This window comes from Azospirillum sp. TSO22-1 (genome assembly GCF_003116015.1).
In the GTDB taxonomy this organism is placed as follows: Bacteria; Pseudomonadota; Alphaproteobacteria; order Azospirillales; family Azospirillaceae; genus Azospirillum.
The window spans coordinates 1-23,452 of record NZ_LGQZ01000108.1 but is presented as its reverse complement, the minus strand read 5'-3'; the positions used below and the strand labels follow the sequence as shown (position 1 = coordinate 23,452).

At 67.0% G+C, this 23,452-nt stretch carries 12 protein-coding genes and 1 pseudogene; 9 read left to right on the top strand and 4 right to left on the bottom strand.

The window, feature by feature from the left end; translation table 11 throughout:
- Window positions 1–8 precede the first annotated feature (8 nt).
- Window positions 9–650 (bottom strand): toll/interleukin-1 receptor domain-containing protein, encoded by a 642-nt coding sequence (locus TSO221_RS25925; protein ID WP_158284216.1) that lies wholly within the window; start codon window positions 648–650, stop codon window positions 9–11.
- A 456-nt stretch (window positions 651–1,106) separates the two neighbouring features.
- On the opposite strand from TSO221_RS25925, the gene TSO221_RS25920 reads away from it, so the two are divergent.
- The 3 genes from TSO221_RS25920 to TSO221_RS25910 are packed head-to-tail and all read left to right on the top strand — an operon-like array spanning window position 1,107 to window position 6,223.
- Entirely contained in the window at window positions 1,107–2,675 is a 1,569-nt protein-coding gene (locus TSO221_RS25920; protein WP_158284215.1) for a TIR domain-containing protein, read from the top strand.
- Entirely contained in the window at window positions 2,672–4,543 is a 1,872-nt protein-coding gene (locus TSO221_RS25915; RefSeq protein WP_109121408.1) for an ATP-binding protein, read from the top strand. Before TSO221_RS25920 ends, TSO221_RS25915 begins: the two co-directional genes overlap by 4 nt.
- Window positions 4,544–4,561: 18 nt before the next feature.
- Window positions 4,562–6,223: a hypothetical protein gene (locus TSO221_RS25910; protein WP_109121407.1), complete on the top strand. Its 1,662-nt coding sequence runs from the start codon at window positions 4,562–4,564 to the stop codon at window positions 6,221–6,223.
- Window positions 6,224–7,196: 973 nt separating this feature from the next.
- Here TSO221_RS25910 and TSO221_RS25905 read toward each other — a convergent pair.
- Window positions 7,197–9,056, bottom strand: coding sequence for a multicopper oxidase domain-containing protein (locus TSO221_RS25905; protein ID WP_109121406.1), 1,860 nt, complete (start codon window positions 9,054–9,056; stop codon window positions 7,197–7,199).
- Between the two features lie 533 nt (window positions 9,057–9,589).
- Here TSO221_RS25905 and TSO221_RS25900 point away from each other — a divergent pair.
- The 6 genes from TSO221_RS25900 to TSO221_RS25875 all read left to right on the top strand — a co-directional run bounded on the left by TSO221_RS25900 (window position 9,590) and on the right by TSO221_RS25875 (window position 21,123).
- Entirely contained in the window at window positions 9,590–10,297 is a 708-nt protein-coding gene (locus TSO221_RS25900) for a ribonuclease (protein ID WP_158284214.1), read from the top strand.
- Between the two features lie 339 nt (window positions 10,298–10,636).
- Window positions 10,637–11,452, top strand: coding sequence for a hypothetical protein (locus TSO221_RS25895; RefSeq protein ID WP_109121404.1), 816 nt, complete (start codon window positions 10,637–10,639; stop codon window positions 11,450–11,452).
- Between the two features lie 207 nt (window positions 11,453–11,659).
- Window positions 11,660–12,517, top strand: a complete 858-nt coding sequence (locus TSO221_RS25890; protein WP_109121403.1) for a hypothetical protein — start codon at window positions 11,660–11,662, stop codon at window positions 12,515–12,517.
- A gap of 51 nt (window positions 12,518–12,568) precedes the next feature.
- Window positions 12,569–18,883, top strand: a complete 6,315-nt coding sequence (locus TSO221_RS25885; RefSeq protein ID WP_109121402.1) for a type I polyketide synthase — start codon at window positions 12,569–12,571, stop codon at window positions 18,881–18,883.
- A 349-nt stretch (window positions 18,884–19,232) separates the two neighbouring features.
- Entirely contained in the window at window positions 19,233–20,246 is a 1,014-nt protein-coding gene (locus TSO221_RS25880; RefSeq protein WP_109121401.1) for an AAA family ATPase, read from the top strand.
- Window positions 20,236–21,123 carry a ParB/RepB/Spo0J family partition protein gene (locus TSO221_RS25875; RefSeq protein WP_109121400.1) on the top strand — a complete coding sequence of 296 codons (888 nt, stop codon included), beginning with the start codon at window positions 20,236–20,238 and terminating at the stop codon, window positions 21,121–21,123. The genes TSO221_RS25880 and TSO221_RS25875 overlap by 11 nt, the downstream gene beginning before the upstream one ends.
- A gap of 239 nt (window positions 21,124–21,362) precedes the next feature.
- On the opposite strand, the gene TSO221_RS25870 is transcribed toward TSO221_RS25875, so the two are convergent.
- Both TSO221_RS25870 and TSO221_RS25865 read right to left on the bottom strand, forming a co-directional pair.
- The gene (locus tag TSO221_RS25870; RefSeq protein ID WP_109121399.1) at window positions 21,363–22,607 is read right to left on the bottom strand and encodes a hypothetical protein; all 1,245 of its coding nucleotides are present in this window, start codon (window positions 22,605–22,607) and stop codon (window positions 21,363–21,365) included.
- 520 nt (window positions 22,608–23,127) lie between these two features.
- Window positions 23,128–23,346: pseudogene (locus tag TSO221_RS25865) on the bottom strand (transposase); the annotation flags it as partial.
- Between the last annotated feature and the right edge of the window lie 106 nt (window positions 23,347–23,452).

Genomic DNA, 23,452 nt, shown 5'->3' with positions numbered 1-23,452 from the left:
CAATCCCCTCAATCACGAAAGACAAAGCGAGGGCGGTGCTCAGCCCAATCATCCCCGTTCAGGCTTTCAAGGCTCTCGAATTCACTGCAGAATCCAAATGCATTTTGCATATGCCCATCGAGTTCTCTATAGCGATCCAGGATATAGGTCGCGATCTCGTCAACGTAACCGCTGAATTTCTTGCTTTCCATTACCCCTGGCCGGCCGATGAGGCACCGCGAAAAATCGCGATGGTGTCGGCGCTTTATTTCCTGCGGAACATCCTCCGCCCTTCCGCCAACGACCAAGGGAATAATCAAACCATTGCTGCTTTGATGCAGCGACGACCGCCTGTGCTCGACCAGCCGCATCGCGCTGTACTCTTTCTTGCAATAATTCCGGCTGCCGTATTGCGGACAGTAGACGACGATCATGCAGACGCTTCGGCAAATCGTCTGGCACAGGGTCTCGTCATATAACTCCCCCGCCTCCAACCGCTTCCTGTCGAGGAAAACGTGTTTGTCGTCAACCCGGGTGGGAAAGTGCCGATTCAGGTGAAGGATGAGGGTGCGGCGCAGGTCTTCAACAAAACCTTCAATGGAAGGAATGCACGGATAGCTGATGAAACAGTGATAAATGTCCATAGCCGCGCCATCCACGATGTCCACCATACCATGGGCTAAAGCGTTCCGTATCGGGATCCCCACAACCCACTGCTGAATAAGCAGCAGAACCCCTGCAGAAATGCAAGCACGCAAACAGCGAGATGCGGCCTGCGGTTGGTGGTTATCCCCCGGGTCAGCCGAGACCGGCGATCCCCTTGCCGCGGCCTCGGGCAGATGGTCCGCAGGGTCTGACCGCCGGAACCGACGGCACCGGGCGGCCGCGGAACTCCGCCTCCCGAAGGCCAGCACCGCAAACGCGCCGGCGCATGTTCCAAATCGGCAAGTCTTGCCGCTGTCAAGCGACATGCGTCATACAATAATATGCGCAAGAAGCGGCGCAGCCGATCATTCAGCCTAATTTGGAGAAGCCTCCAACGGCGCGTCTTGCATCGGATCCCATTTCGTATAATACTTTATCTTGATCAGCCACATAATGCGGATATCGTCATCGGGAAGACGAACATGGAAGCGGATCTTCATAAGCCCAAGGCGACCGACGTATTCCTGATTCACAACCACAGCGATCAGGTTTTCGTTCGGCGCGTGGCTGAAGAGCTGAGAAAGCGTGAACTTGAAGTCGGGCTTGACAGCGAGTTCATCGCTGGAGGCGATCCTGTCAATAGCCTGCTTGATCAAGCTTTGCGTCTGACTCGGGCCTTCGTCGTGTTCTATGGCCCGCACGGGCTCGGCAATACCCAGGAATGGGAGATCAGCGTCGCCTTGCAGCGCGCGCAGGCCGAGGGGATCCGACTGATCCCGGCGCTGCTTCCGGACGCGCGCGACGACCGTTTGCTGATGATCAAGACGCTGAATCCGATCATCTTCGTCAGCGCATCGGACGAGGACGAGCCCATCAGCCAGATCGTCCGCACGATCAAGCCGCGTCGCCGACCTGCGGCTTCCGCTGCCCCGCCGACGGGTGACGTGAACTTGGTTCACGACGCGATGGAGTACATCCGGATGTCGGGCGCCCGGAACGGGCGGTTGAACCTGGTGTTCGGACCGCACAGCACCCTCCAGGGGCAGGACGGCCCGCCGGGACCATGGGATCTTTCGAAGCTCTTCCTGAGCCAGTTCGGCGTGGTGTCTCCTGAACACGACGGGCTGCTGCCCTCACTCGACATCTCGGGCGGCTATGTGGAGGCGCGCCAGGGGCTTGGGGCGCTGGAGGAATTCCTGATCGAGCGCATGTTGCGCGCGCAGCCATCGGAGGTGCTGGTCTATGCCGAAGTGGCGCGGCTCGTCCGCGGCGTCATCAACGGAATAACGGCGCCGCGTCCACGGCGTGAGACACCGCTTCTGTTCAACCTCAACGTCGACACGCTCCTGGAGAGCGCCCTGCTGTTCCGACAGGTACCTTTCACGCGGGTCGTCGTCAACCTGCAGAACCGCCGCCTCTACGCGACGGCGTTCGAGGCTGTGCGCCTTGACGAGGGACGTTTCCGGATCACCGCCGCCGCCGCCGGTCGCAGCGAGACGGTCACCGGCCACCCGCGCGATTTCGCCAACCTGTTCGCGAGCCTGCCACAGGAGGAGTACGCACCGACGCTGCCGCATCAATCGTACGGGCACGGCAACGTCCGTCTGGTGGGCGACCTCTCCTTCGCGTCGGTGCAGGGCTGTGTGCTGTTCAAGTACCACGGCTCGTACGACATCCCGAACACCGTGGCGATGACGACGAAGCAGTATTTCGAGCTTTCGGCCGCGCAGGACCTCATTCCGCCACGCATTCGCGAATGGCTGTCCACGCGGCCGACACTGGTCTTCGGATGCAGCGTGCTCTGCTCCACATTCCACCAGGCGTACAGCAGCCTGCTGAAGGAGAGCTTCGAGCAGGGCGGCATGCTGCGGCGTTACACGTTCCTCGATCGCGGCGTCCTGCTCAACGATCCCAACTGGCGGCTGGATGGGACACTCAAGGACATCGTGATGCAGTTCAGCCGCTTCGGCATCCAGATGCTGGACGTCAGCCCGGACCTGTTCCTCCAAACCCTCACCGACGAGTTGCACGGACACGGAGGCAACGCATGACCGGTGCCGAGCCGATCAGTTCCCGGGTGACCGACACCAAGCCTTACAAGGGCGCGGAGAGCTACCAGCTCGAGGACGCACACCTGTTCTTCGGCCGCGACCACAACGCCGAACAGGTCATCGCGTGCATCCTGTCGTCCCGGCTGTCCGTCCTGCACGCGGCCTCCGGCACCGGGAAGACCTCGCTGCTGAACGCCAAGGTCGTGCCGCTGCTGGAGACGCGAGGCTGGCGATGCGTGACGGTGCGCCCGCAGAGCCATCCGATCCAGGCGATCCAGTGCGGCGCCCTCCGGCAGCTGCTGCCGCCGCCCAGCTTCGAGGCCGCGGCGATCCGGCGGCTGCTGGCCGTCGCGCCCGACCTCAACGATGCCACGCTGGGCGAGGTCCAGCGGTTCTTCCAGGAGCTGCCGAAGGCCTCGAGCCTGCGCCGCACGCTGGTCGCCCCGTTCCGGCAGGACGGAAGCGCCGCCGTCTGGACCGAGCCGATGTTCTGCTACCTGCTGCGCGGCATTCACACGGCCCAGCAGTTCCGGCAGCACGTGCAGTGCCTGCTGACGGAGCCCGACGCCGAGCCGTCCCTTCGAATCGATGAGGAGACCGGGCTGTGCCAGCTGGCGGAGTCCCTGGACGGACAGAGGGCACGGGCGGCGTACGACGACTGGATGAGCGACATCAACCTTCCCGTGTTTGGGCTTCTGCCATTCTTCCGCAACCTGTTCGAGCTGTGGGGGGACACCCAGCCCGGCTATGGCGTGGTCCTCATCATCGACCAATTCGAGGAGCTGTTCACGCTTTTCACCGACCGCGGGATCCAACAGGCGGCCGACGGCGACGGGCCGGACTGGCGGCTGCGCGAAGCCCTGTTTGCGGAGATGCAGGCGCTGCTCGCCTACGGCACCGCGGCGTCGGGCGCGCCTGCCGGCGTGCAGCCGCTTCCCCTGCGGATCGTGCTGTCGATGCGCAACGAGTACGTCGCACAGCTGGATGCCATCCGGGCCTTCGCCGGGTCGCTGGAACGGTCGAGCTACCATCTCGGACCACTGCTGCGAAGCGATGCTGAAACGGTGATCCGTCTGCCCGCGCAGTTCTACGGGTACGATTACTCCGACGGTTGCTTCGCGCGCATCGTCGACGACCTGACCCGCGAGGGACGCTACATCGAGCCCTCACAGGTGCAGATCGTCTGCGAGAAGCTGTGGGACCACACGGGGCACCGTCTCGCCCGGGTGCTGAAGGACAGTGCCGCGCCGGGCGAGTCGATGACGATCGACCTCGACACCTTCGAGAACGTGCTCGGTGGGACGGCCGCCATCCTCTCCAACTATTTCAAGGACACCCTCGCCTCCCACTCCCGGGAGGATCAGGAGGAGATCATCGAGATCCTGGAGCCGTTGATCACCCCGCAGGGCACCCGCAACATTGTCGAGCAGTCCCAACTGATCGCTGCGCCGTTCCGTCGGCAGGAACTGCGCGAACGGCTCATCGAGCAGCTCAAGAAGCGAAACATCCTGCGGATCGAGCCGCGCCTCGGCGGCTACTTCGCGGAGATCACCCACGAATTCCTGATTCACCCCATCCTCGACCACATCAAGGAATCGATGAGCGAGAACCCTGGCGGGTACCGGTTCCGCAGCGCCCTGCGCTGGCTGACCCGCATGCGGGAGACCAGCAGGGGCGGAGAACTCGCTGAGACCGGACTGGCCGCCGCAGGTTTCGAGGCGCTGGACGAGAACCGCGATCGGGTCGTTTGGGACGCTTGGTCGGCCGCGGTGATGTTCCGCAGCGCGCTGGAATGCGGCAAGGGTCGCGAGGCGCTCGAACACTGGGCCGCACGCTTTCGCCAGCTGGAATCCACGGATCCCGGGTAGATTGAGGAGTGACGCGCCGTGCCCGACCTGCTCGAGAAGATCGTGGACTCCTATGCCACGCGCGAGGATGAGCATCTGCGCGCACGCGCATGCGTCGCCTACGCGGTCCTGGGGACCGACAATGGCTTGGAGAAGATGCTGACACGCGCCGTCGTCGACGACTCCAAGCTCGTCCGCACGACCACCGTCGAAGAAATCCAGAGGCTGCCGCCCGAACGGCAGAAGCAGGCAATCCATCGGATCCGCGAGGAGATCGCGTCGAGCGACAAGCGCCTGCGCGCCAACGCCTATCGGCTGTTGGGAGGCCTGACGCGCGCCGGTGTCGACGCCGCCGACCGTTCAGCGCCTTTCATGAGACGTCTCGGGCACTACTTCGGCGCGATCCGCCTGGGCATCACGTATGGCGCGTCCCTACCGCGGGGCATAGGGCCGATCGCCAGGTCGACCGGCGTCACCCTGGCCTTGCTGGTCACCCTCTGCGGAGCTACGCTTCCCGGGCTGAAGCTGTTCAATGCGGACGGGTTGGGAGTTCTCCTGATCAGCGCCCTGTTCGCCGGGATTTTCGGCTTCTTCATCCAGACCAAGAACCTTCCGCTTGGGCTGCACTACGACACCACCGCCGAATGCGTCGGCGCCTTGCTCCGGACGGGATGGCTCACCGTCTTCTTCACGCTGCTGCTGCCGCTCCTGGTCTTCATCTTCGTCGCGGCCGAGGCCAAATCCCTGACCGACATCCCTGAGCAAAGCACCAACCTCGTGACCTATTCCTTTGTTTGGCCCCTCCTTACAGCCGCCACGGCGGTCGGCGTACGCGCCGCGACCCTGGCGCCGTCGCGCGGAGGCTCGGAGGCGATCCCCTTCCTGCGCTTTCTCAATGGCCTGATGACCGGGACTGGCATTTCGCTGGTGCTGGTCCACACCATCGGGGCGAACATCACCTTCGACTTTCCAATCGTTCTCGAATGGCTCGCTCTGGTTCTGGCCAGCGGTATCCTCGCACACCTCTACGCATGGAGCGACCGCCCCCTGCCGAAACAAGCGCAAGCCATGCACGGGGCTCACCATCGCCTGCAGATCATCTTCGGAATCGCCTATGGTCTGGCATTCCTGTTCGTCCTGACTCTCCCGATCACCTTCTCGGCGATCGAGGCTCCGAAGTCGACGGGTACGGCCATTGCGTTGCGTGCTGGCGAGCGCGTCACACTGTCCAAGGTTTCGTTCTTCGAACCGGTGGAGTTCGAGTTGTTATCGGGCGATCACCTCTCCATACTGGCGACGTCCGCCCGCTATTCCGAGAACGAGTACCATGCCGTGGTTTGCCGCTACAGCGACTCCGGTCCCGAGGCCGAGTTCTTGGTGAGGGGGAACAGCGAGAGGGGGGGCAGCATCCCGCCTGGACGGTACTACATTTTCATGTCCCATGGCAGCAGCTTCTTCTTACAACGGCGGTGCCTGCCGACCGGTGAGACCCCCAGGGTGAGGATCTCGAGCTTGTCCAAGGCCTATGCCGGAGCAGTGGCCGACGCCATCGCGGCGACGCCCGCCCTCGTCAAGGCGCTCTGGCAGGGCAAGGCATGGAAGCCACGGAACTGGCGTCGGGACATCACGATCCACCTCAGCGTGTCGCCGGAAAGCGGGTCCAATCTTGCGCGACAACCACCGAAGCCAACGAAGGAGTGATGGTCCCGAACGCCGACCGGCAGATGCACGGATCCCCCACGTGGCGCCCGCATGACGATCGCAGGAACCGAACATTCCATGGGCGACGCCTGTCATTCCGCAAGCAGCACGCCAGCCTCGATGCGCGTTTGAGTGTGCGGTCTCGGGATGAGGTGCCCCCTGCAGCGGGACTACCGGGCTTGCCGCGGCACGCTGCAACGAATGAAAATATCAATCAAATCCATCGCCCAGCACATCCAGAATACATTCATATTCATACCGACAAAATCAGGCTATTCATTCGGTGTATACGATAATATGTGCATTACAAATCTTCAGTTGTTCTGATCACGATAGATACGGGCAATGTTTTACCGACCGTGAAGCACCCTGAGGCGCTGATGAAGACTCGCCGGTCAGCAGCTTGTCGATTTTGGTGATCGCGTTGACTCCAACCCTGCTGGAGGCTTCCCAGATGGCGATCGGATTTCAGGCAGTCCCCATCGCGGTCTATGACGCCGGATCGGCGAGCATGCGGGAACTCACGGCGGCGCTGGACTCCGCATGGCAGGGCATGGCGGCGGCCGAGAATACCCGCAATCAGCTGGCTGCGGCGCTGGGGGTCACGTCGGACGCCATCGCGACTCTGCCGTCGGCGCCGATCCGCATCAGGACGGACCATGCGGACATCGACGCTTCTCCGCGACATCCACTGGGACCTCGATCCGAACGCCGATTATCTGTTCCGGCTGGAGCACAAGCGGCTGCTGAACAATATCGTCCATTACGCAAGCCTGGTGCGGGAATTCGCCCCACTGGGGACAGCTCGCCCCGCTCGGGCTTGGCGACGACAGGTTCCGGGGAATGCTCGCGGTCCGCAGTTCGGCCGGCTCCGGGGTGACGTCACTGGGAGCCGAATGGAGCCGCCGCAGTCCGAAGCCCTTCTCCGGCAAGGCGGGAAGGGCTTCGGAGCGACGCGGGGCGTGTCCAGCGGTCAGTGGCCGTGCGTGACGGCGGCGACGCGGGTCTTGGAGGTCGGATCCACCACGGTGACGTTGGTCATCATGCCAACGTCCTCGTGATCGAGGATGTGGCAGTGGATCGGGAAGGTGCCGGCGTAGTCCGTGTATTTGGTCAGCGCCTTGTAGCCGTTCGGCCCGACCAGCATGGTGTCGCGCCACATCGGGGTGGACAGCGGCTGCCCCTCCACCTCGGTGACCAGGAACGGGTTCACGTGGATGTGGAAGACGTGCACGCCGGGGGTGGAGACGACGTACTGGTCCACCGAGCCCAGCGGCGGCTGGAACAGGACGCGGCCGGGGCAGAACAGCTCACCGTTGATCTGCAGCTTGAACGAGCTCGGCATCGCCGCAGGGTTGTAGCTGGGCAGGTCGTTCTTCAGCGTGCCATTCGGCGCGGTGACCTTGGTGACCCCGAAGACCACGTAACGGCAGGCGTCGGGCGTGGTGGCCGCGGTGATCTCCGGCACCAGCGGCCGCGGCAGCGGATCGCCCGGCAGCGCCATCGCCTTCGGCGCACCGGCCACGTCGACGGTGAAGACGGTCGCCGGGTCGCCGGCGAACGCGGCCTCCTGCCACACGCCGCCGATCTCGAAGCCGGCGGTCAGGCCGGCGGTCGGCCCGCCCTGCCCCTTGACCACGTACTGGCCGACCTGGGCCAGCAGCTTCGTCGGCTGCGCCGGGGCCTTCACCAGGATGTCGGCGCGCCCGCCCGGCGGCAGGTAGACCGCCTGCACCGTCGCCGCCTTCGGGCTGAAGTTGATGCCGTCCATGGCGATCAGCGTCACGTTCACCGGGGCGCCGCCGGAGGCCTGCACCAGGGCGAACTTCGCCTCGGCCTGGAAGCCGGTGTTGACGATGCGCCAGCGCTGCACCTCGCCCGGCTGCATGGCGAGCGTACGGCCGGTGGTGCCGTTCACCGTCCACTCGGCGGTCGCCCCGTTGCCCGGCGCGTTCCACAGCGTGTCGAAGTCGGGTAACTCGCCGTTGGGGTTCAGCATCACCTGCTGGATCAGCAGCACCTGCTCGGTGATGCCGTCGATCCCCTTGACCCGGTCGATGGTGCCCGTGCCGCCGCGCACGACCAGCGCGCCGGCTGCGCCGCTGGCGACCTGCACCGCCACCGAGCCGTGCCGGTGCGGGTGGTACCAGAAGGTGCCCGGCGTGTGGTTCTTCAGGGCGTAGACGTAGTCGAAGCCGCCGACGACGCTGGTCTCGCCGTCGGCGTACTTGGCTTCGGTGCCCTTCGGCAGGATCTCGAGATAGACGTTGTCGCTGCGGCCCTCCGGCGACACGTGCAGGCCGTGGGTGTGCAGGTTGGTGGTGTTGAACTGGCTGGGGACGTTGACGACGTGCGGCTGCGCCTGATCGGGGTTGCGCGGCAGCCCGTTCGCCAGACGCACACCGAAGGCGCCGGTCTGGCCGAACTCCAGCGTCGGCGCCATCAGGTACTGCCGGGCCGTGACGTTGTCGTAGGCGCGCAGGTTCCTGGCCGGACGGCCGCCGAGCTGGACGCTCTGCGTCTTCATCCCCAGCGTCGCGGCGGCGCCCGGGCGCACCTTGAGGACGGGCGGCGTCGGCAGCGCCCCGCCGGCGGCCGGCGCCGGGGTGGCACCCAGCAGCGCCTCACCCGACTTCGGCGCGGCAGGCGCGGGCGTCGTCGCCGACCGGATGCGCGAACCGAGGGAGCCGGGGTGGTCGCCATGGGCCTCGTGCGTGCCCGTCTGCGCCTGCGCGGTGGCGCCGTCCATGGCGACCACCGCCGCCATGGCGGCCGAACCGCCCAGCAGGGCCGAACGCCGAGAGATCGCGCGTTTCTCAAGCCAAGTCTTCATTCTTCGCTCCCCCAGGAAGTGTCGGTCGCGCAGCGACACGGGCGCAACCTCGCCCGCGCACCGCCTCGTGCGGCAGCACGCATGTTCTTTGATATGCAACGACGCTACAGAAGATAAGAATCAACGCACAAGAAATTATTTTTGATTTTTATGCGTCAACACGACAACATGCTTTTGAAAAGGAGAATGCACGGCCCAACATACTTGCGTATGCTGGTGCAAGAACCGCCGAACTCCTGTCTTTGTCCGGACTTTTCTCCAGACAGAGCCGCGGCGCCGGCGCGGGACGTCGGCCCCTCCCCGCGCCTCTTCAGCCGCGGCCAGCGTGGGGTGGTCACGCCGGTCAGGCGCGCGCATATTCTGTCATACAATGCCCTCAATCGTCATGATTTATCTATATAATACCATGATAAGCATATGATGCAGAATATATACTATATGAAAAGTGGTATTCATGGGCTGCGGTGAAGCGGTCTATCCAAGCCGTTCCCTGCCTTCTCACTCCAACCCCATAACGAGGAACAGCAATGTTCATGCGCGCGTTCGTGATCGCCGGTACCATTGCGGCGGCCGTCTGGCAGGCTGGGCCGGCGGCGGCTGGGAGCAACGAGTACGTCTTCTCGCTGAGCTGGCAGCCAGCCTTCTGCGAGACCAGGCCCCAAAAGACCGAATGCAAGTCGATGACGCCCGACCGCTACGACGCGGCGAACGTCGTGCTGCACGGGCTGTGGCCGCAGGGCGCGCAGTTCTGCGGCGTCCCGGCCTACATCGTCGCCCTGGACAACGACCCGGGCCGCTGGCTCGACATGCCCGAGGTCGCCATGAAGCCGGAGACGCGCCAGGAACTGGCCACCTACATGCCGGGCGTGGCGTCGGGCCTGCACCTGCACGAGTGGTACAAGCACGGCACCTGCTCGGGCCTGTCGCCGGACGGCTACTTCGGGCTGTCCGTCACCCTGGCGAAGTCCGCCGCGACCGCGTCCTTCGGCAAGCTTCTGCACGGCAGCGTCGGCGCCACCATCACCGGCCAGCAGCTGTGCGAGGCGCTGGCGCGCGACTACGGCGACAAGGCCAGCCAGCTCGTGAAGCTGATCGTCAAGAACGGCACCTTCTCGGAGATCCGCTTCACCCTTCAGGCGGACGCCGACAAGACCACCGCGCTGAACGCCACGCACATGCTGCCCATGGGCGGCGCGCGCTGCTCGACCACGCCGATCCGCATCGACGCCGCCGGCAACTGACGGCGCGCCGTCGTCCGCATCGCCGGCTCCTATGGAGCCGGCTCTTCGGTGTATTTCTGCATACCATGGTGTGTATTGCCGCGGTGCGACATAATGTCGCTGTGCACAGCAGACGTTGCTGCAATCCCTGGCCAACGGCGAGCCATGTACGCTCACCAAGCCATCGCCGGATATCTTTGGCGAGAACATCAACATTACATACAAACGCGTTGGTTGACTCTAGGCAATCAACGCAATTATATGGTTTTCTCGTAAGCTTGAATTCTACTTTTCTGTGGAACAATCTTTCGGGGGAACGCAATGTCGAATGAACATGTTGGCAATGCACTGAACGCCTGGATGGCGTCGGTGAATCCCGAGCACAGCACCGCCCTGCGCACCGCGACGGCGCGCGAGAGCCTCTCGTTGCTGAACGCGGCGACGGGGGCCATGGATACGCCGGCCATGATGCGGGTGACCGGCAACGAAAACGTCGCGGCGCAGCAGAAGGATCTCTTCGACACGCAGCAGCGGACGGGCGCCACCAGCGACGAATCCATCGAAAAGATGCTGAAGGCGCCCGCCACCGGCCTGATGCACGTGTCCGATATGGCCCGCATCTCCGCCGGCTGGAGCCCGGTGATCCTGACCGACAACGAGGCGAACTCCAAGGCATACGAGGCCTACCTCAACAAGGTGGTCCAGTTCCCGCTGGTGACGCTCAACTACGCCCAGCGGCAGACGCTGAAGCGGGAAACGAGCGACTGGAACACGCTGATCAACGCGATCGCGGACACCTTCGTCGGCATCGCCGACAAGGACCGGGGCGCCATCATCACCGGCCTGAAGAATCTGGCGCAGGCGGCGTCCAGCACCATGGAGACGACGCAGAAGACCAGCCTCTTCTGCCAGAACGCCATCAACGCGGCTGACAACGTCTACGAGTTCTATCTCTACAACAGCACCTGCACCTTCTATGAGAAGTCGGGCAAGGGCTACGACACCAAGCAGAACGACTTCGACGTGCTGCAGGTGAAGCTGACGCTCCTGATGCCGCTGTGGACCCGGGCAAACGTCGCCAAGATCATCGGGCAGACCAGCAGCAGCCTGGACAACTGGCTCAACGACAACAGCTCGTCCCTCAAGGGCACCAAGCCGATCCCGGCGCTCCAGTAACGAGACGCGGGCCGCGCCACGGTCTGCCCGGCACGGCCGCCGTCCATCGCGACGGCGGCCCGTGCCGGGCGCCGGGGCGCGGCACCGGCGATCGGGCGCCCGGGAACCCGAGGCGCCGCCCCGCCCGCAGCGGAAAGACGGGGCATCGGAATCCGGGGAAACGGAACGATCGCGTTTCCCAACGCACAACACGGGGAAGGCTGGCCCTTGACGACCTTCGATCAATCCGCGTTCCACGCATGGCTCAGGGCGAACTCGCCGTCCAACGGGCCGCTCTCCCTCACCGACGAGCCGGTCCTCCTGGCGCAGCAGGCACTTACGCTCCTGGCCGCCTATCCCGACCGTCCGGTGGTGGCCAACGGCATCCTGAGCGGCTGCGGTGCCCAGAGCGCCCTGCGCCTGGACGCCGATTACGTCCACGCGAGACCGGGCAACGACGCCGTGGCGGCCCTGCAGCGGAGCCCCGTGACCGGCTGTTCGATGCTGCTCACGCTGGCGCGGGAGAAATCCGGCTACGACCCCAGCGTGCCGGCCCAGGCCGGATCGCTGGCCATGTTCTTCAACTACGTCAACCAGATCCTCAAGTGCCCGCTGTTCTCACAGGTCCTGAACGACCATATCGCCCCGACCTTCTCCGGCGACTGGAACAACACGATCAACCAGATCATCGGTTACTACGTCGGCATTCCGGATTACGACCTCAGCGCGTTGAGGCAGAGCCTCGTCAACGTCGCCGCCGCGGCGTCCAGCAACCCATCGACGAACCAGACCCTGAACGTGTTCTCCCAGTCGACGATCAACGTCAACGCGGACACCAGGGTCTACCTGTACAGCACGAACGTCCAGATGGTCACCACCGTCACGTCCGGCGGCAAGCATGAGCCGGACAGGGTGAGCAACCAGGCGAACCTGTCCCTGTACCGGGTGCAGATGCGGTTCGACGCCGCGCAATGGCCGGCGCAGGCGGCCGCGGTGTACGGGGAGACGCAGCAGTCCCTCGCCGATTGGCTCGCCTTCGGCTCGACGCCGTCGGGCTCGCTGCCGTCCGACTGGCACCCGCGATAACGCCCACACACGCGGCCCGATGCTTTCATATCCCGGTTGGAGTCGCTGAAGATGCGGTTGGAGCGCGACGAGGAGATCGCCATCGTCGGAATGGGGTGCCGTTTCCCGGGCGGGGCGTCGAACCCGGAAGCCTATTGGGACATCCTGAAGAACGGCGTCGACGCGACGGTCGACGTGCCGCCCGAACGCTGGAGCCTCCGGCGGTTCTACGATCCGGACAACGCGACCGCCGGAAAGATCCTGACGCGTCGGGGCGGCTATCTCCGGGAATCGATCCGGGCGTTCGATGCGGCCTTCTTCGGGATCTCCCCGCGCGAGGCGGCGCCGATGGACCCGCAGCAGCGGCTTCTCCTCGAAGTAGCCTGGGAGGCGTTCGAGGACGCCGGGATTGTCCCCGACCGGCTCCGCGGATCGAAGACCGGCGTCTACGTCGGCGGCTTCACCAACGACAACCTGCTGCACCAGCTCAACGCCCTGAACCGCGAGGCGATCTCCAGCCACACCGCGGTCAGCGCAACCCTGGTCATGCTCTCGAACAGGCTGTCCTACGTGTTCGACCTGAAGGGGCCGAGCATGACGGTCGACACGGCCTGCTCCTCCTCGCTGGTCGCCCTGCATCTGGCGGTCCAGGCGCTGCGGCGCGGGGATTGCGATCTGGCCCTGGCCGGCGGCGTCAGCCTGATGTTCCGCCCCGCCTATTCCGTCGCGATGAGCAAGGGCGGTTTTCTGTCGCCGGACGGCCGCTGCAAGAGTTTCGACGCGAGCGGAGACGGATACGGCCGCGGGGAAGGGGCCGGGATCATCATCCTGAAACCGCTTTCCACCGCCCTGCGGGACGGCGATCCGATCCACGCCGTGGTCGTCGAGACCGGCGTCAACCAGGATGGCCGGACCGACGGGATCACCCTGCCCAACCGCGAGTCGCAGGTCGCCCTGATCCGGGAGGTCTACGCCCGGGCCGGCGTCGCCCCAGACCAAGTCGGCTATGTCGAGGCGCACGGCACGGGCACGAAGGCCGGCGACGCCACCGAACTCCGCTCGCTGTCCGAAGCGATCGCCAGGGACCGAAGCCCGTCCCACGGGCCTTTGCTCGTCGGGTCGGCCAAGTCCAACATCGGCCATCTGGAGGCGGCGGCCGGTGTGGCCGGCGTGATCAAGACCACGCTCGCCCTGCGGCACCGGAAGCTCCCGCCGAGCCTGCATTTCAAGTCTCCCCCCGAAGCGGTCGACCTGGAAGACCTCGGGCTGGAGGTCGCGACGAAGCTGCGCCCCTGGCCCGAAGGCCCGGGCGGCCGGCTGGCCTCCGTGAACTCCTTCGGATACGGCGGCACCAACGCCCACGTCGTCCTGCGCGAGGCGCCGCCGCCCCGGCGGGTGGCCCCGACCGAACCGGCAAGGCTGCTGCTGATTCCCGTGTCCGCCCGAAGCGACCGGTCGCTGACCCGGCAGTTCATGAGGCTGCATCAGGTGCTTGGGGCCGATCCGGGCATTCCCGTCGCCGACCTCGGCTACACGCTGGCCCGGCGGCGCTCCCACCTCGGCCATCGCGCGGCAATCGTCGCCCGCACCACCGACGACGTGCGCCGGCACCTGCGGCAGTTCTCCGACACCGGCGAGGTAAGCGGCGGTTTCGTCCAGGCCGCCACCGACCGCTTCCGCGGATCGCTGGCGTTCGTCTACACGGGGATGGGGGCCCAGTCCTGGGGCATGGGCCGCGGATTGATCGAGGCCGAGCCGCTGGCCGCGGCCGCGCTGGACCGCTGCGACGCCATCTGGCGGGATCTGTCGGGGTGGTCGCTGCGCGAGCTTTTCGCCCGCTCGGACGGGCAGCCGATGCGCGAGCCGAAATTCGCCCAGCCGGCGAATTTCGCGCTCCAGGTCATGCTGACGGAAACCGCCCGCGGCTACGGCCTTCGCCCCTCCGCCGTCGTCGGCCACAGCGCCGGCGAGATGGCCGCCGCCTGGGCCGCGGGGTCGCTGAGCCTGGAGGACGCCCTCCGGGTCACCTGGCACCGGTCCCGCCTGCAGCAGACCTGCGACGGACCGGGCCGGATGCTGGCGGTCGGCCTGTCGGAAATCGAGCTCGACGCGGACCTCGTCAGGGACCTGGACATCGCCGCGGTCAACGGCCCCGGAACCGTGACGCTCGCCGGCGACGCGGCGCGGATCGAGGAGGCGGCGCGGCTGCTCGACGCGCGGTCGGTCTTCAACAAGGTCCTGCCGGTCCACATCGCCTATCACAGCCGCCACATGGATGGGCTGGAGACGCGCTTCCTGGAGAGCCTGGACGGGCTTGCGCCCCGGACGCCCGACCTTCCGCTGTTCTCGACCGTCACGGGCGGCCCGGTGGAAGGTGCCGGGCAGGATGCCGGCTACTGGTGGCGCAACCTGCGCCGGCGGGTCGAATTCCTGCGCGCGGCCGAGGCGATGATCGGCGCCGGGCACACCCTGTTCCTGGAGATCGGGCCGCATCCGGCGTTGGCGTCCTCCCTTCTCGATTGCCTGCGGACGGCCGGGAAGCCGGGGGTCTGCCTGCCGTCGCTCCGACGCGGCCAGGAAGAGGCGGCGCAGTTCGCGGAATCGATGGCCAGGCTCTACGTCCAGGGCGTCGATTTCGACTGGGAGCGTCCCTACCCGGACGGCAATCTGGTTCCCCTGCTCTCCTATCCCTGGGACAGGGAGGATCTCTGGGTCGAAACGGAGACCTCGAAGGCGGACCGGCTGGGCAACCACGAGCACCCGTTCCTCGGGCGCCGGGTGAACGAGGCGACGCCCGGCTGGGAAGGCGATTTCTCGCGGTCCGCGCATCCCTATCTGTTCGACCACCGGGTTCAGGGCGAACCGGTCTTCCCGGCCGCCGGCTACGTCGAACTCGCCCTGGTCGCCCGGCCGGACAAGGCGCGATCGTCCGCGGTCGAGAACCTGGAAATCCATGGTTCCCTGGCCACCTTCTCGACGCCGGTCGTCCGCGTGCAGCTCGATGGCACGGGCGGCGCCTTCGGCATCCATTGCCGCGAGAACAAGCCGGATGCGCCCTGGTCGCGCGTGGCGACCGGAACGCTGACCGCCACGCCGGTGCCGCCGCTGCGCTCGCAGGTCGATCCGGCGGCCCTGCGCCGGCGGTGCGCCGACCGGCTGGATCCCGAGGCTTTCTACGCGGACGTGGCCCGGCTGGGGATGGAGTACGGCCCGGCGTTCCGCTGCATTCGGGAGGGCTGGACCGGGGCGGGAGAGGCTCTCGTCCGCCTCGGACTGGGCGACGACGAAGGCCGGACGGCGGCCGATTACTTCATCCATCCGGCGATACTGGACGGCGCGCTGCAGGCGGTGCTGGCGCTGCGGCTCGCCGGGCGGCCGGACGGCGGCCACGCCGTCGCCCTGCCGGTGGGCATCGACCAGTTGCGCTTTCACGCCAAGACCGGGAGCGCGGCGTGGTGCCACGTGACGGTGGCGGGGGAGCGGATCGACCTCGTTCTCTTCGACGACGGGGGCACGGTCCTGGTGGAGCTGTTCGGCCTGCGCGTCCGCCCGGTCGAGTTGCGCCATCCGGATGCGCGGACGCAGAGCGAGCTGCTCTACACCACCGCCTGGCCGAGCCGGCGGCCGGCCCCCCGCGACCTTCCGCGCGCCACGCGATGGCTGGTCTTCAAGGATTCCACCGGGGTGGCCGCCGCCCTGCGGGACATGGGGGCGCGGTCGCGCATGCTGTTCGACATCGTCGAGCCGGGCGAGGGCTTCGCCCGGACGGCGGACGGCGGGTTCGAGATCGCCCGGGGGTCGCGGGCCGACATGGCCCGGCTGCTCCACGAGGCGGGCGTGGAGACGCTGGACGGCATCCTTTACCTGTGGGCGCTCGATCTGACGGACAGCATGACCGGTCCCGACGATCGGATCGTCGGGCGTGCCGACATGCTCGACGTCCTGCACCTCACCTGCACGCTGTCGGGCATGGACCTGCCGCGTATGCCGCCGGTCACGGTGTGCACGGCCGGAACCCAGATCGTCCGCCACGGCGACAAGGCGGAGGGCGCGCCCGGCCAGAGTGCTCTTTGGAGCGCCCTCCGCGCCGCGCGCCTGGAGCTTCCGAACCTGCGGTTCAAGCTGGTGGATCTGGCGACCCGCCTGCCCTTCGCCGCGGCGACGAACCTGACGGCCGAACTCCGGACCCCGGCGGACGAGCCGGAAGTGGCGTTCAGGGGCACCGACCGCGCCGTGGGACGCGTCGCGCGCCTCGGGCCGGAGCGCTACCGCGACCACCTGGCGGTCCCGGGCGCGAACTTCGCCTTCGGCGTCTTCGACCGTGGCGGCGTCCGCAAACGCTGCTTCGTCGAGACCGGCCGACGCAGTCCGGCCGCCCATGAGGTGGAGATCGCCGTCGGGTCGGTCGGGCTCGGCGAGGCCCACCGGCCGGTCCTGCGGGGGCTCACCCCCCTCGCCGTGCCGGTTCTCGACCTGCAGTGCGCCGGCCTGATCTCGGCCGTCGGCGACGGCGTCGAGGGGCTGGCCGCCGGCCGGAGGGCACTTGCCTTCGCCGAACGGGCGCCGATCGGGGCGTATCTGACGCTTCCGGCCGATCTGGTTCTCCCCTGTCCCAACGATCTCCCGGCCGACGACGGCGGCGCGCTGTTCGACTGGCTGCTGGCTCAGTATGCGCTGTTCGGCGTCGCGTCCTTGAAACGGGATCACTGGGTCCTCATCCAGGACGCCTGTTCCGGACCCGGCATGGCCGCCCTGCGGCTGGCGCTCCGGGCCGGGGCGAAGGTCATCGCCACGGCGGACACCGACCGCCGGCGCGATCAGCTCAGAAGCCACGGCTGCACGCACGTCGCCGCTTCCGAGACGCTCGCCTTCCGCGATCTCGCGCTGCAGGCGACGGCCGGCCGCGGGGTGGACGTGGTGCTCAGCCCACTGACGGGGGAATTGCGCGTCGCCGGACTCGATTGCATCCGCGCCGGCGGCATCTATCTCGACCACGCGCCGATGACGCCCGATAGCGCCGAGACGATTCCGATCCGCTTCGCCGAACGGGGCATCCGCTTCACCCGGCTGTCCCTGGCCCGCGCCGTCAGGCAGGCCCCGCAAGACGTGCGCGCCGCGCTGGACTCGGTGGCGGCGTATCTGCGGTCTCCGAATTTCGAGCCGATGCCCGTGACCATCGTCTCGGCGCTGTCCGTGGAAGACGCCTTCACCGCCTGCGCACGCCATGCCCATGAAGGCAGGCTGGCGGTCGCGATCGCGGACCGTGCCGTGCCGGTGCTGCGGCAGCAGCCCCGGCCGGTCGTTGCTCCCGATGCCGGGTATCTGGTGACCGGGGGGTTCGGCGGCATCGGCCTGGAGACCCTCCGGTGGCTGGCGGCGCGGGGCGCCGGATCGCTGGCGGTGATCAGCCGGAGCGGCCCCTCGTCGGAAGAGGCGCGGGAGCTCTTGCGGAACCTCGGGGAGGGCGGGGTCCGGGTCGTCTTCGAACAGGCGGATGTGGCCGATCCGGACCGTCTGGCCGCAGCGCTGGCGCGCCTGAAGCCGCAGATGCCGCCCATCCGCGGCGTCATCCACTGCGCCGGCGTTCTCGCCGACGCCGCGATCGAGTCGATGGACGCGTCCATGCTGGACCGGGTCCTGTCGGCGAAGGCGTTGGGCGCCTTGAACCTGCATCGCGCCTTTGCCGGCGAGGATCTGCGCTTCTTCGTCTGCTACGGCTCCATCGCCGGATCCTGGGGCAACGCCGGTCAGTACAACTATGCGGGAGCCAACGGATTCCTGCATGGGCTCGTCCTGCACCGCAGGGCGCGCGGGCTTGCCGCCACCTGCGTGAACTGGGGCCCGGTGGCGGATGCCGGGATGGCCGTCCGTGACGGGCGGACGGCCGACCGCCTGGCCCGGGCTGGTCTGCGGCCGTTGCCGATGGCCTCCGTCTTCGGGATCCTGGAGGAGGCCCTCGCCGAGAACTGGGGAAGCTTCGACGCCGCGGACATCGACTGGCCGCTTTGGGCCCGGCAGGCGAACGACCGGGAAAGAGCGCGTCTGGCCGACGTGCTGCCGGCCGGACAGACCGCCGCCGGCCGCTCCGCGGAGGCGTTCCGAAGCGGCGTCCTTGGCCTCGCCCCCAGGGAACGCCGCGCGGTCGTGTTCGACCTGATGGTCGAGATCGTGGCAGCGGTCCTGAACATCCCGAAAAGCCGGATCAATCCGACCAGTTCGCTCGGTGACCTTGGAACCGACTCGCTCATGGCGGCGGAAATCTCGGCCGGCGTGTTCGACAGGACCGGCATCCGGTTACGGATGCTCTATCTTACGCGCGGACCGACCCTGGTCGACATGGCCGAGCGCGTCGAGGAAGGCATTCTGGCGCAGGACCGGGCGTCCTAGAGGACGCCGCAAGGGTGGCGCTCGAACGGCGGTTCGCGCGCCACCCGTTGATGATATTCCTATCTCTGGCATTCTGCGTCCCAGCAGCGGGCGGAGTGCGCCCGCACCTCCCCTGCCCTGCCCCACCACTATCGCCACGGGTTCGTCGGGACCCGCGCGGGAGTTCGTGCCCCATAACCGCCGCCGTCATGGACGACACCGCTCCGATCTTGTCGGCCGAGAACAGCGCATCCCGCGACTGAAGCGGCAGGACGTGCATGCGGCTGTTCCGGCAACTTGGCAGGGCGGCGTTGACAAAGTTCCGGCAACTTGCGCAGAATCGCCCTGCTTACACACCAGGGGAAGAACGATGCCGTCGATCGGAGGCGACGAGATGCGCCACCTGCGCGAGCGCCGGGGCGAGAACCAGACGCAGTTCGCCGAGTGGCTGAACGCCCAGCTCGGCCGCAGCTATACCAAGGCGAAAATCAGCCGCTGGGAGAGTGGAGCGGAGCGCATCCCGCAGCAGGTGCTGGACGTCCTGGCCGGCGAGACCGCCGAAGACCGGCCGCGCTCGGCCGTCTTCCTCGCCGTCGCCAATCAGAAGGGCGGGGTGGGCAAGACCGCCACCGCGGTGAACCTCGCGTACGCGCTGACCGAGGGCGGGGGGCGCGTGCTGCTGATCGACTGCGATTCCCAGAGCAATGCCACCGTCCACGTCGGCATCGGGAACGCCGCCATCGTCGAACTGGAGCAGCGCCGCAAGACGCTGTACTTCGTGCTGCGCTCCGACGAGCCGTTGTCCTCGGTCATCGTGCCGACGGGAGAGCGCGGGCTCGACCTCGTGCCCGCCGGGCTGTCGCTGGCCGACGCCGATGTCGAGCTGGCCGCCGACTCCACCGGCGGCCTGGTGCTGCGCGAGAAGCTGGACGAGGTGCACGGCACCTACGACTTTGTCGTCATGGACTGCGCGCCGAACCTCGGCCTCGTCACCGCCAACGCGCTGTCGGCATCCGAACTGGTGATCGTCCCGGTGCAGACCGAGGCCCTGTCGCTGCTGGGCGTCAAGCGGCTGGTGGACACCATCACCCGCATCCGCCGCCGGGTGAATCCCGGCCTGCGCATCGCCGGCATCATCCCCACCATGTACAACGACCGCCTGACCCAGGACCGCGCCACCCTGCACGAGCTGCGCGAGTCCTACGCCGCCCACGTGCCGGTGTTCGCGCCGATCCCGCGCGCCACGGTGTACGGCAAGGCGGCGGCGGCCGGCATGATCACGCTGGCCGGCGACCCTTCGGCGCCAGGTGCCGAGACCTTCCGCGAGGTGGCGCGGCAGATCCGCGCCTACGCCAAGCAGCGGGAGGCCGCGCATGTCGCGTAAGTTCGAGCGCAAGACCAGGGAATTGCTGGGCAGCGCCCCCGCCGCGACGCTCACCGTTGGCTCCGACAAGCTGTTCGGCACGTCGGCCGGGTTCCCGCACGTGGTGGAACTGGACCTCGCCCGCGTGAAGCGCAACCCCGACCAGCCGCGCCGCAGCTTCGACGAGACGGAGCTGCGCGGGCTCGCCGCCTCCATCGAGCGGCACGGCCTGCAGAACCCGGTGCTGGTCCGGCCGTTGCCGCAGGGCGACTATCTGCTGATCGGCGGCGAGCGGCGGGTGCGCGCGCATGAGATGCTGGGCCGCACGACGATCTTCGCCATCCTGACATCCGGCGACCCGGACGAGATCGGGCTGATCGACAACGTCCAGCGCGTCGACCTCAACGCGGTGGAGGTGGCCGCTGCCCTTGCCCGCCTCGCCGGCAAGCACGGCTACACCCATGAGGAACTGGCCGTGGTGGTCGGCAAGGACCGCACCGATGTCACCAAGCTGCTGGCCATCCTGACGCTGCCGGAGGACATGCTGGCGGAGTACACGGCGGCCTTCACGCACGTCTCGCGCTCGGTGCTGATCGAGATTGCGGCGGCGCCCGACGCGCTGCGGTCCGCGCTGTGGGAGCAGGCCAAGGCAGGGGCGAGCGTCAAGACGATGCGGCAGGCCAAGCGCGATCACGCGCAAGGGGAGGGAATGGCACAGGTTCGTGACGCCGGCCCACACGACCCGCTGCGCACCCTGGAGGCCAGCGTGAAGCGCATCGTGCGCGACGTCGCTGTGGTGCGCGAGCAGCGCCGCCACCTGGACGAGGCGCACCGCGAGCGCCTGCGTACGCTGCGCGCCGAGATCGACGCCATCCTCCGGGAAGACGCGGGCGCGTGACGGCGATGTGGGACATCCCACATCGCCGTGCGCCGGTTTCGCCGTCCGTGTGGGACGTCCCACATGGAAGCCCCCCCGCCCGCGAGCGGCAGCCCGATCAACCGCGATCCCCGCGGGGGGGGCGGTGCCGCCACCTCGGGACTGGCGGCCCGATCCGCCGTCGTGGCGTTCCCGTTGACGAAGCACTCGGTAAGCTTGGTCTCCATCTCCCGACGCAACGCCTCCTGGAGCGTGGAATCCTAGGGACGGGCAGGCCCCTCGTCTCGGCACAGCAGCAGATGATCGGCGAAGACCGCGCCCACGAGCAGGCGGCGCACCGTCCCGTCGGCGGATTCGTAAAGCGCGGCGGCGCTGCCCGCCGACAGCCGTTCGCCGTCGTCGCGGAGGATTTCGCGCACCGCACGGGCGCCAGTGGACGAGGACGCGATGTGCAGAATCTGCGTGGGCGAGGTGTGGACGATCCCGGCGGAATAGAGCAGGAAGCGCAGCGGACTGGGGTGCGCCGCGGTGAGGATCGAGCCGTCGCGGAGCCAGCTCAGGTTGTCCACTCCCGATCCGGTTCGGACAGGCACGCTGCCGTCCGGCTCCGTCCGTCCGGCTCCGTCCCAGCGGTACGCGCGCACGGTCCCATCCAGGGTAGACGCCACGAACAGGCGACGCGACGCCCGGTCGGCGAGGAGCCCGTTGGCAAATTCCACCGTGCCGTCGACGCGCTGGAAGCGGGATCCATCGTACCGCACGACGTGGCCGCCGGTACGGCCGAACAGGGCGCCCAGCTTTTGGCCGATGCAGGAGCGCGTGTCGCTCGAATTGGAGACATAGAAGCCATCGCCGGTCGCCGCCACGTCGTTCGGGTTGGGCAGCGCCTCGGCGTCCTGGACCGTGCGGTCGTAACCCAGGGGGCCGCCATCGGACGGCACCGTCAGAATCTCGATGCCGCCGCCGCCACCACAGGTGCTTCCGTCCGCCGCCCGCTGCCGGTTGACCACGAACAGGCGGCGCTCCGGTCCCTCGTCCAAGAGATCGATGCCCTGCGGCAGGAACTCGCGCCAACGAAACGCGCCGGGTGTAACGTCGGTTGCTGTGGCCGGGTCCGTCTTCAGGTCGATGCGGTAGATGCGGCCGTGGTGCTCATCCGGTATGACCGGCGCGGCCTTCCCGTCCGCCGCCCACCGGTCGGTCGAGGAAACGTAGGCGAGGCCCTTCTCGCGGTCGAGGGCAATGTCCTCCGGGCCGGGAATGGGCCCCAGGGGTTGGCAGGACCACGCCCCCGCGGCCGGTTCGACGGCCCCTCCGCCGGGAGGCAGCAGCCCGCAGCCTGAAACGCCCGCGACGACGAAGGCCAGGGAAAACACCGAGAGCGGCAGTGCCCCCGGGAGCCGGATGCTGCAGGCATCTCGAACCATGGCGATCCGATTCCACACATGTTCGTGAAAAGCGTGATAGCGCAATCGCAGGACGTCAAGCGGCAATGACAGCCCCATGCGCTGTAGTCAATAAGAAATTGACAAAATATATAGTAATATGCGTTCCGAACAAGAAGGTTACGTCATAGAACTGCTGATCTCATTGCTTTTCATTGATGAGGACTGTATCATTCGCAGCGGTGCGAACCGGGCAGCCACGCCAGGATGAACTGGACGTGACCAAAGCGCAGGACGGAGCTTGCGTCCGTTCGCGCGTTGGACTCTCCGGCCCGCAGCATATGCTTTGCTGGCGACGTGCCTGCTGGCAGCGTGCAATCCACAGGAACATCTCAAAGAGCGACATTCGTCCGTTGCCATATTCGATCGGGCCTGGCGGCGTCCGGCGCGTCGACGGTCTTCGCCAAGCTGGGTTCGAGCTTCCTCCCTATTTTCCGGACACCGGCCTGTTCGCGCCGCCGGTCAACATCTCGGTCAGTAATCCGGCCTGGGGCGTCCCGTCTCTCCTCCAGAGTGATCGTGCCCCGAGGCGTGGTGTCTGAAGAGGTCTCGTGTTCCTCGGCGCGCCGAGGCCGCCGGTTTATTCCGCTGAGATGATGAGCGGGTCACCGGCAGGGTTGCACGGCACGGCCAAGCTTTCCATGGTCATGTACCGTCGGCACACCGCCCACTCGTCGTGTTGCTCCAGCAGCAGGGCGCCGACCAACCGGGTGCCGGCGGCTTCGCATGGGAAGATGCCGACGACGTTGGTGCGCCGCTTGATCTCGCCGTTCAAGCGTTTCAGCGGATTGGTGCTGTGAGCTTCCCTCGGGAGAATGGACATCGGGTTACGCGGTCTGCAACTCGGCCTGCTCTGGGGTGATGTCGCCGAGGGCCGAGTGGAGCGGCTGGCGATTGTAGTAGCC

What these genes read in the sequence shown, in the direction of transcription:
- TSO221_RS25920 (WP_158284215.1), top strand. Translation starts at nt 1,107, where the DNA reads ATGGAAGCGGATCTTCATAAGCCCAAGGCGACCGACGTATTCCTGATT.
- TSO221_RS25900 (WP_158284214.1), top strand. Translation starts at nt 9,590, where the DNA reads ATGCGCGCGTTCGTGATCGCCGGTACCATTGCGGCGGCCGTCTGGCAG.
- TSO221_RS25905 (WP_109121406.1), bottom strand. Translation starts at nt 9,056, where the DNA reads ATGAAGACTTGGCTTGAGAAACGCGCGATCTCTCGGCGTTCGGCCCTG.
- TSO221_RS25875 (WP_109121400.1), top strand. Translation starts at nt 20,236, where the DNA reads ATGTCGCGTAAGTTCGAGCGCAAGACCAGGGAATTGCTGGGCAGCGCC.
- TSO221_RS25915 (WP_109121408.1), top strand. Translation starts at nt 2,672, where the DNA reads ATGACCGGTGCCGAGCCGATCAGTTCCCGGGTGACCGACACCAAGCCT.
- TSO221_RS25925 (WP_158284216.1), bottom strand. Translation starts at nt 650, where the DNA reads ATGGTGGACATCGTGGATGGCGCGGCTATGGACATTTATCACTGTTTC.
- TSO221_RS25895 (WP_109121404.1), top strand. Translation starts at nt 10,637, where the DNA reads ATGGCGTCGGTGAATCCCGAGCACAGCACCGCCCTGCGCACCGCGACG.
- TSO221_RS25880 (WP_109121401.1), top strand. Translation starts at nt 19,233, where the DNA reads ATGCCGTCGATCGGAGGCGACGAGATGCGCCACCTGCGCGAGCGCCGG.
- TSO221_RS25870 (WP_109121399.1), bottom strand. Translation starts at nt 22,607, where the DNA reads ATGGGGCTGTCATTGCCGCTTGACGTCCTGCGATTGCGCTATCACGCT.
- TSO221_RS25885 (WP_109121402.1), top strand. Translation starts at nt 12,569, where the DNA reads ATGCGGTTGGAGCGCGACGAGGAGATCGCCATCGTCGGAATGGGGTGC.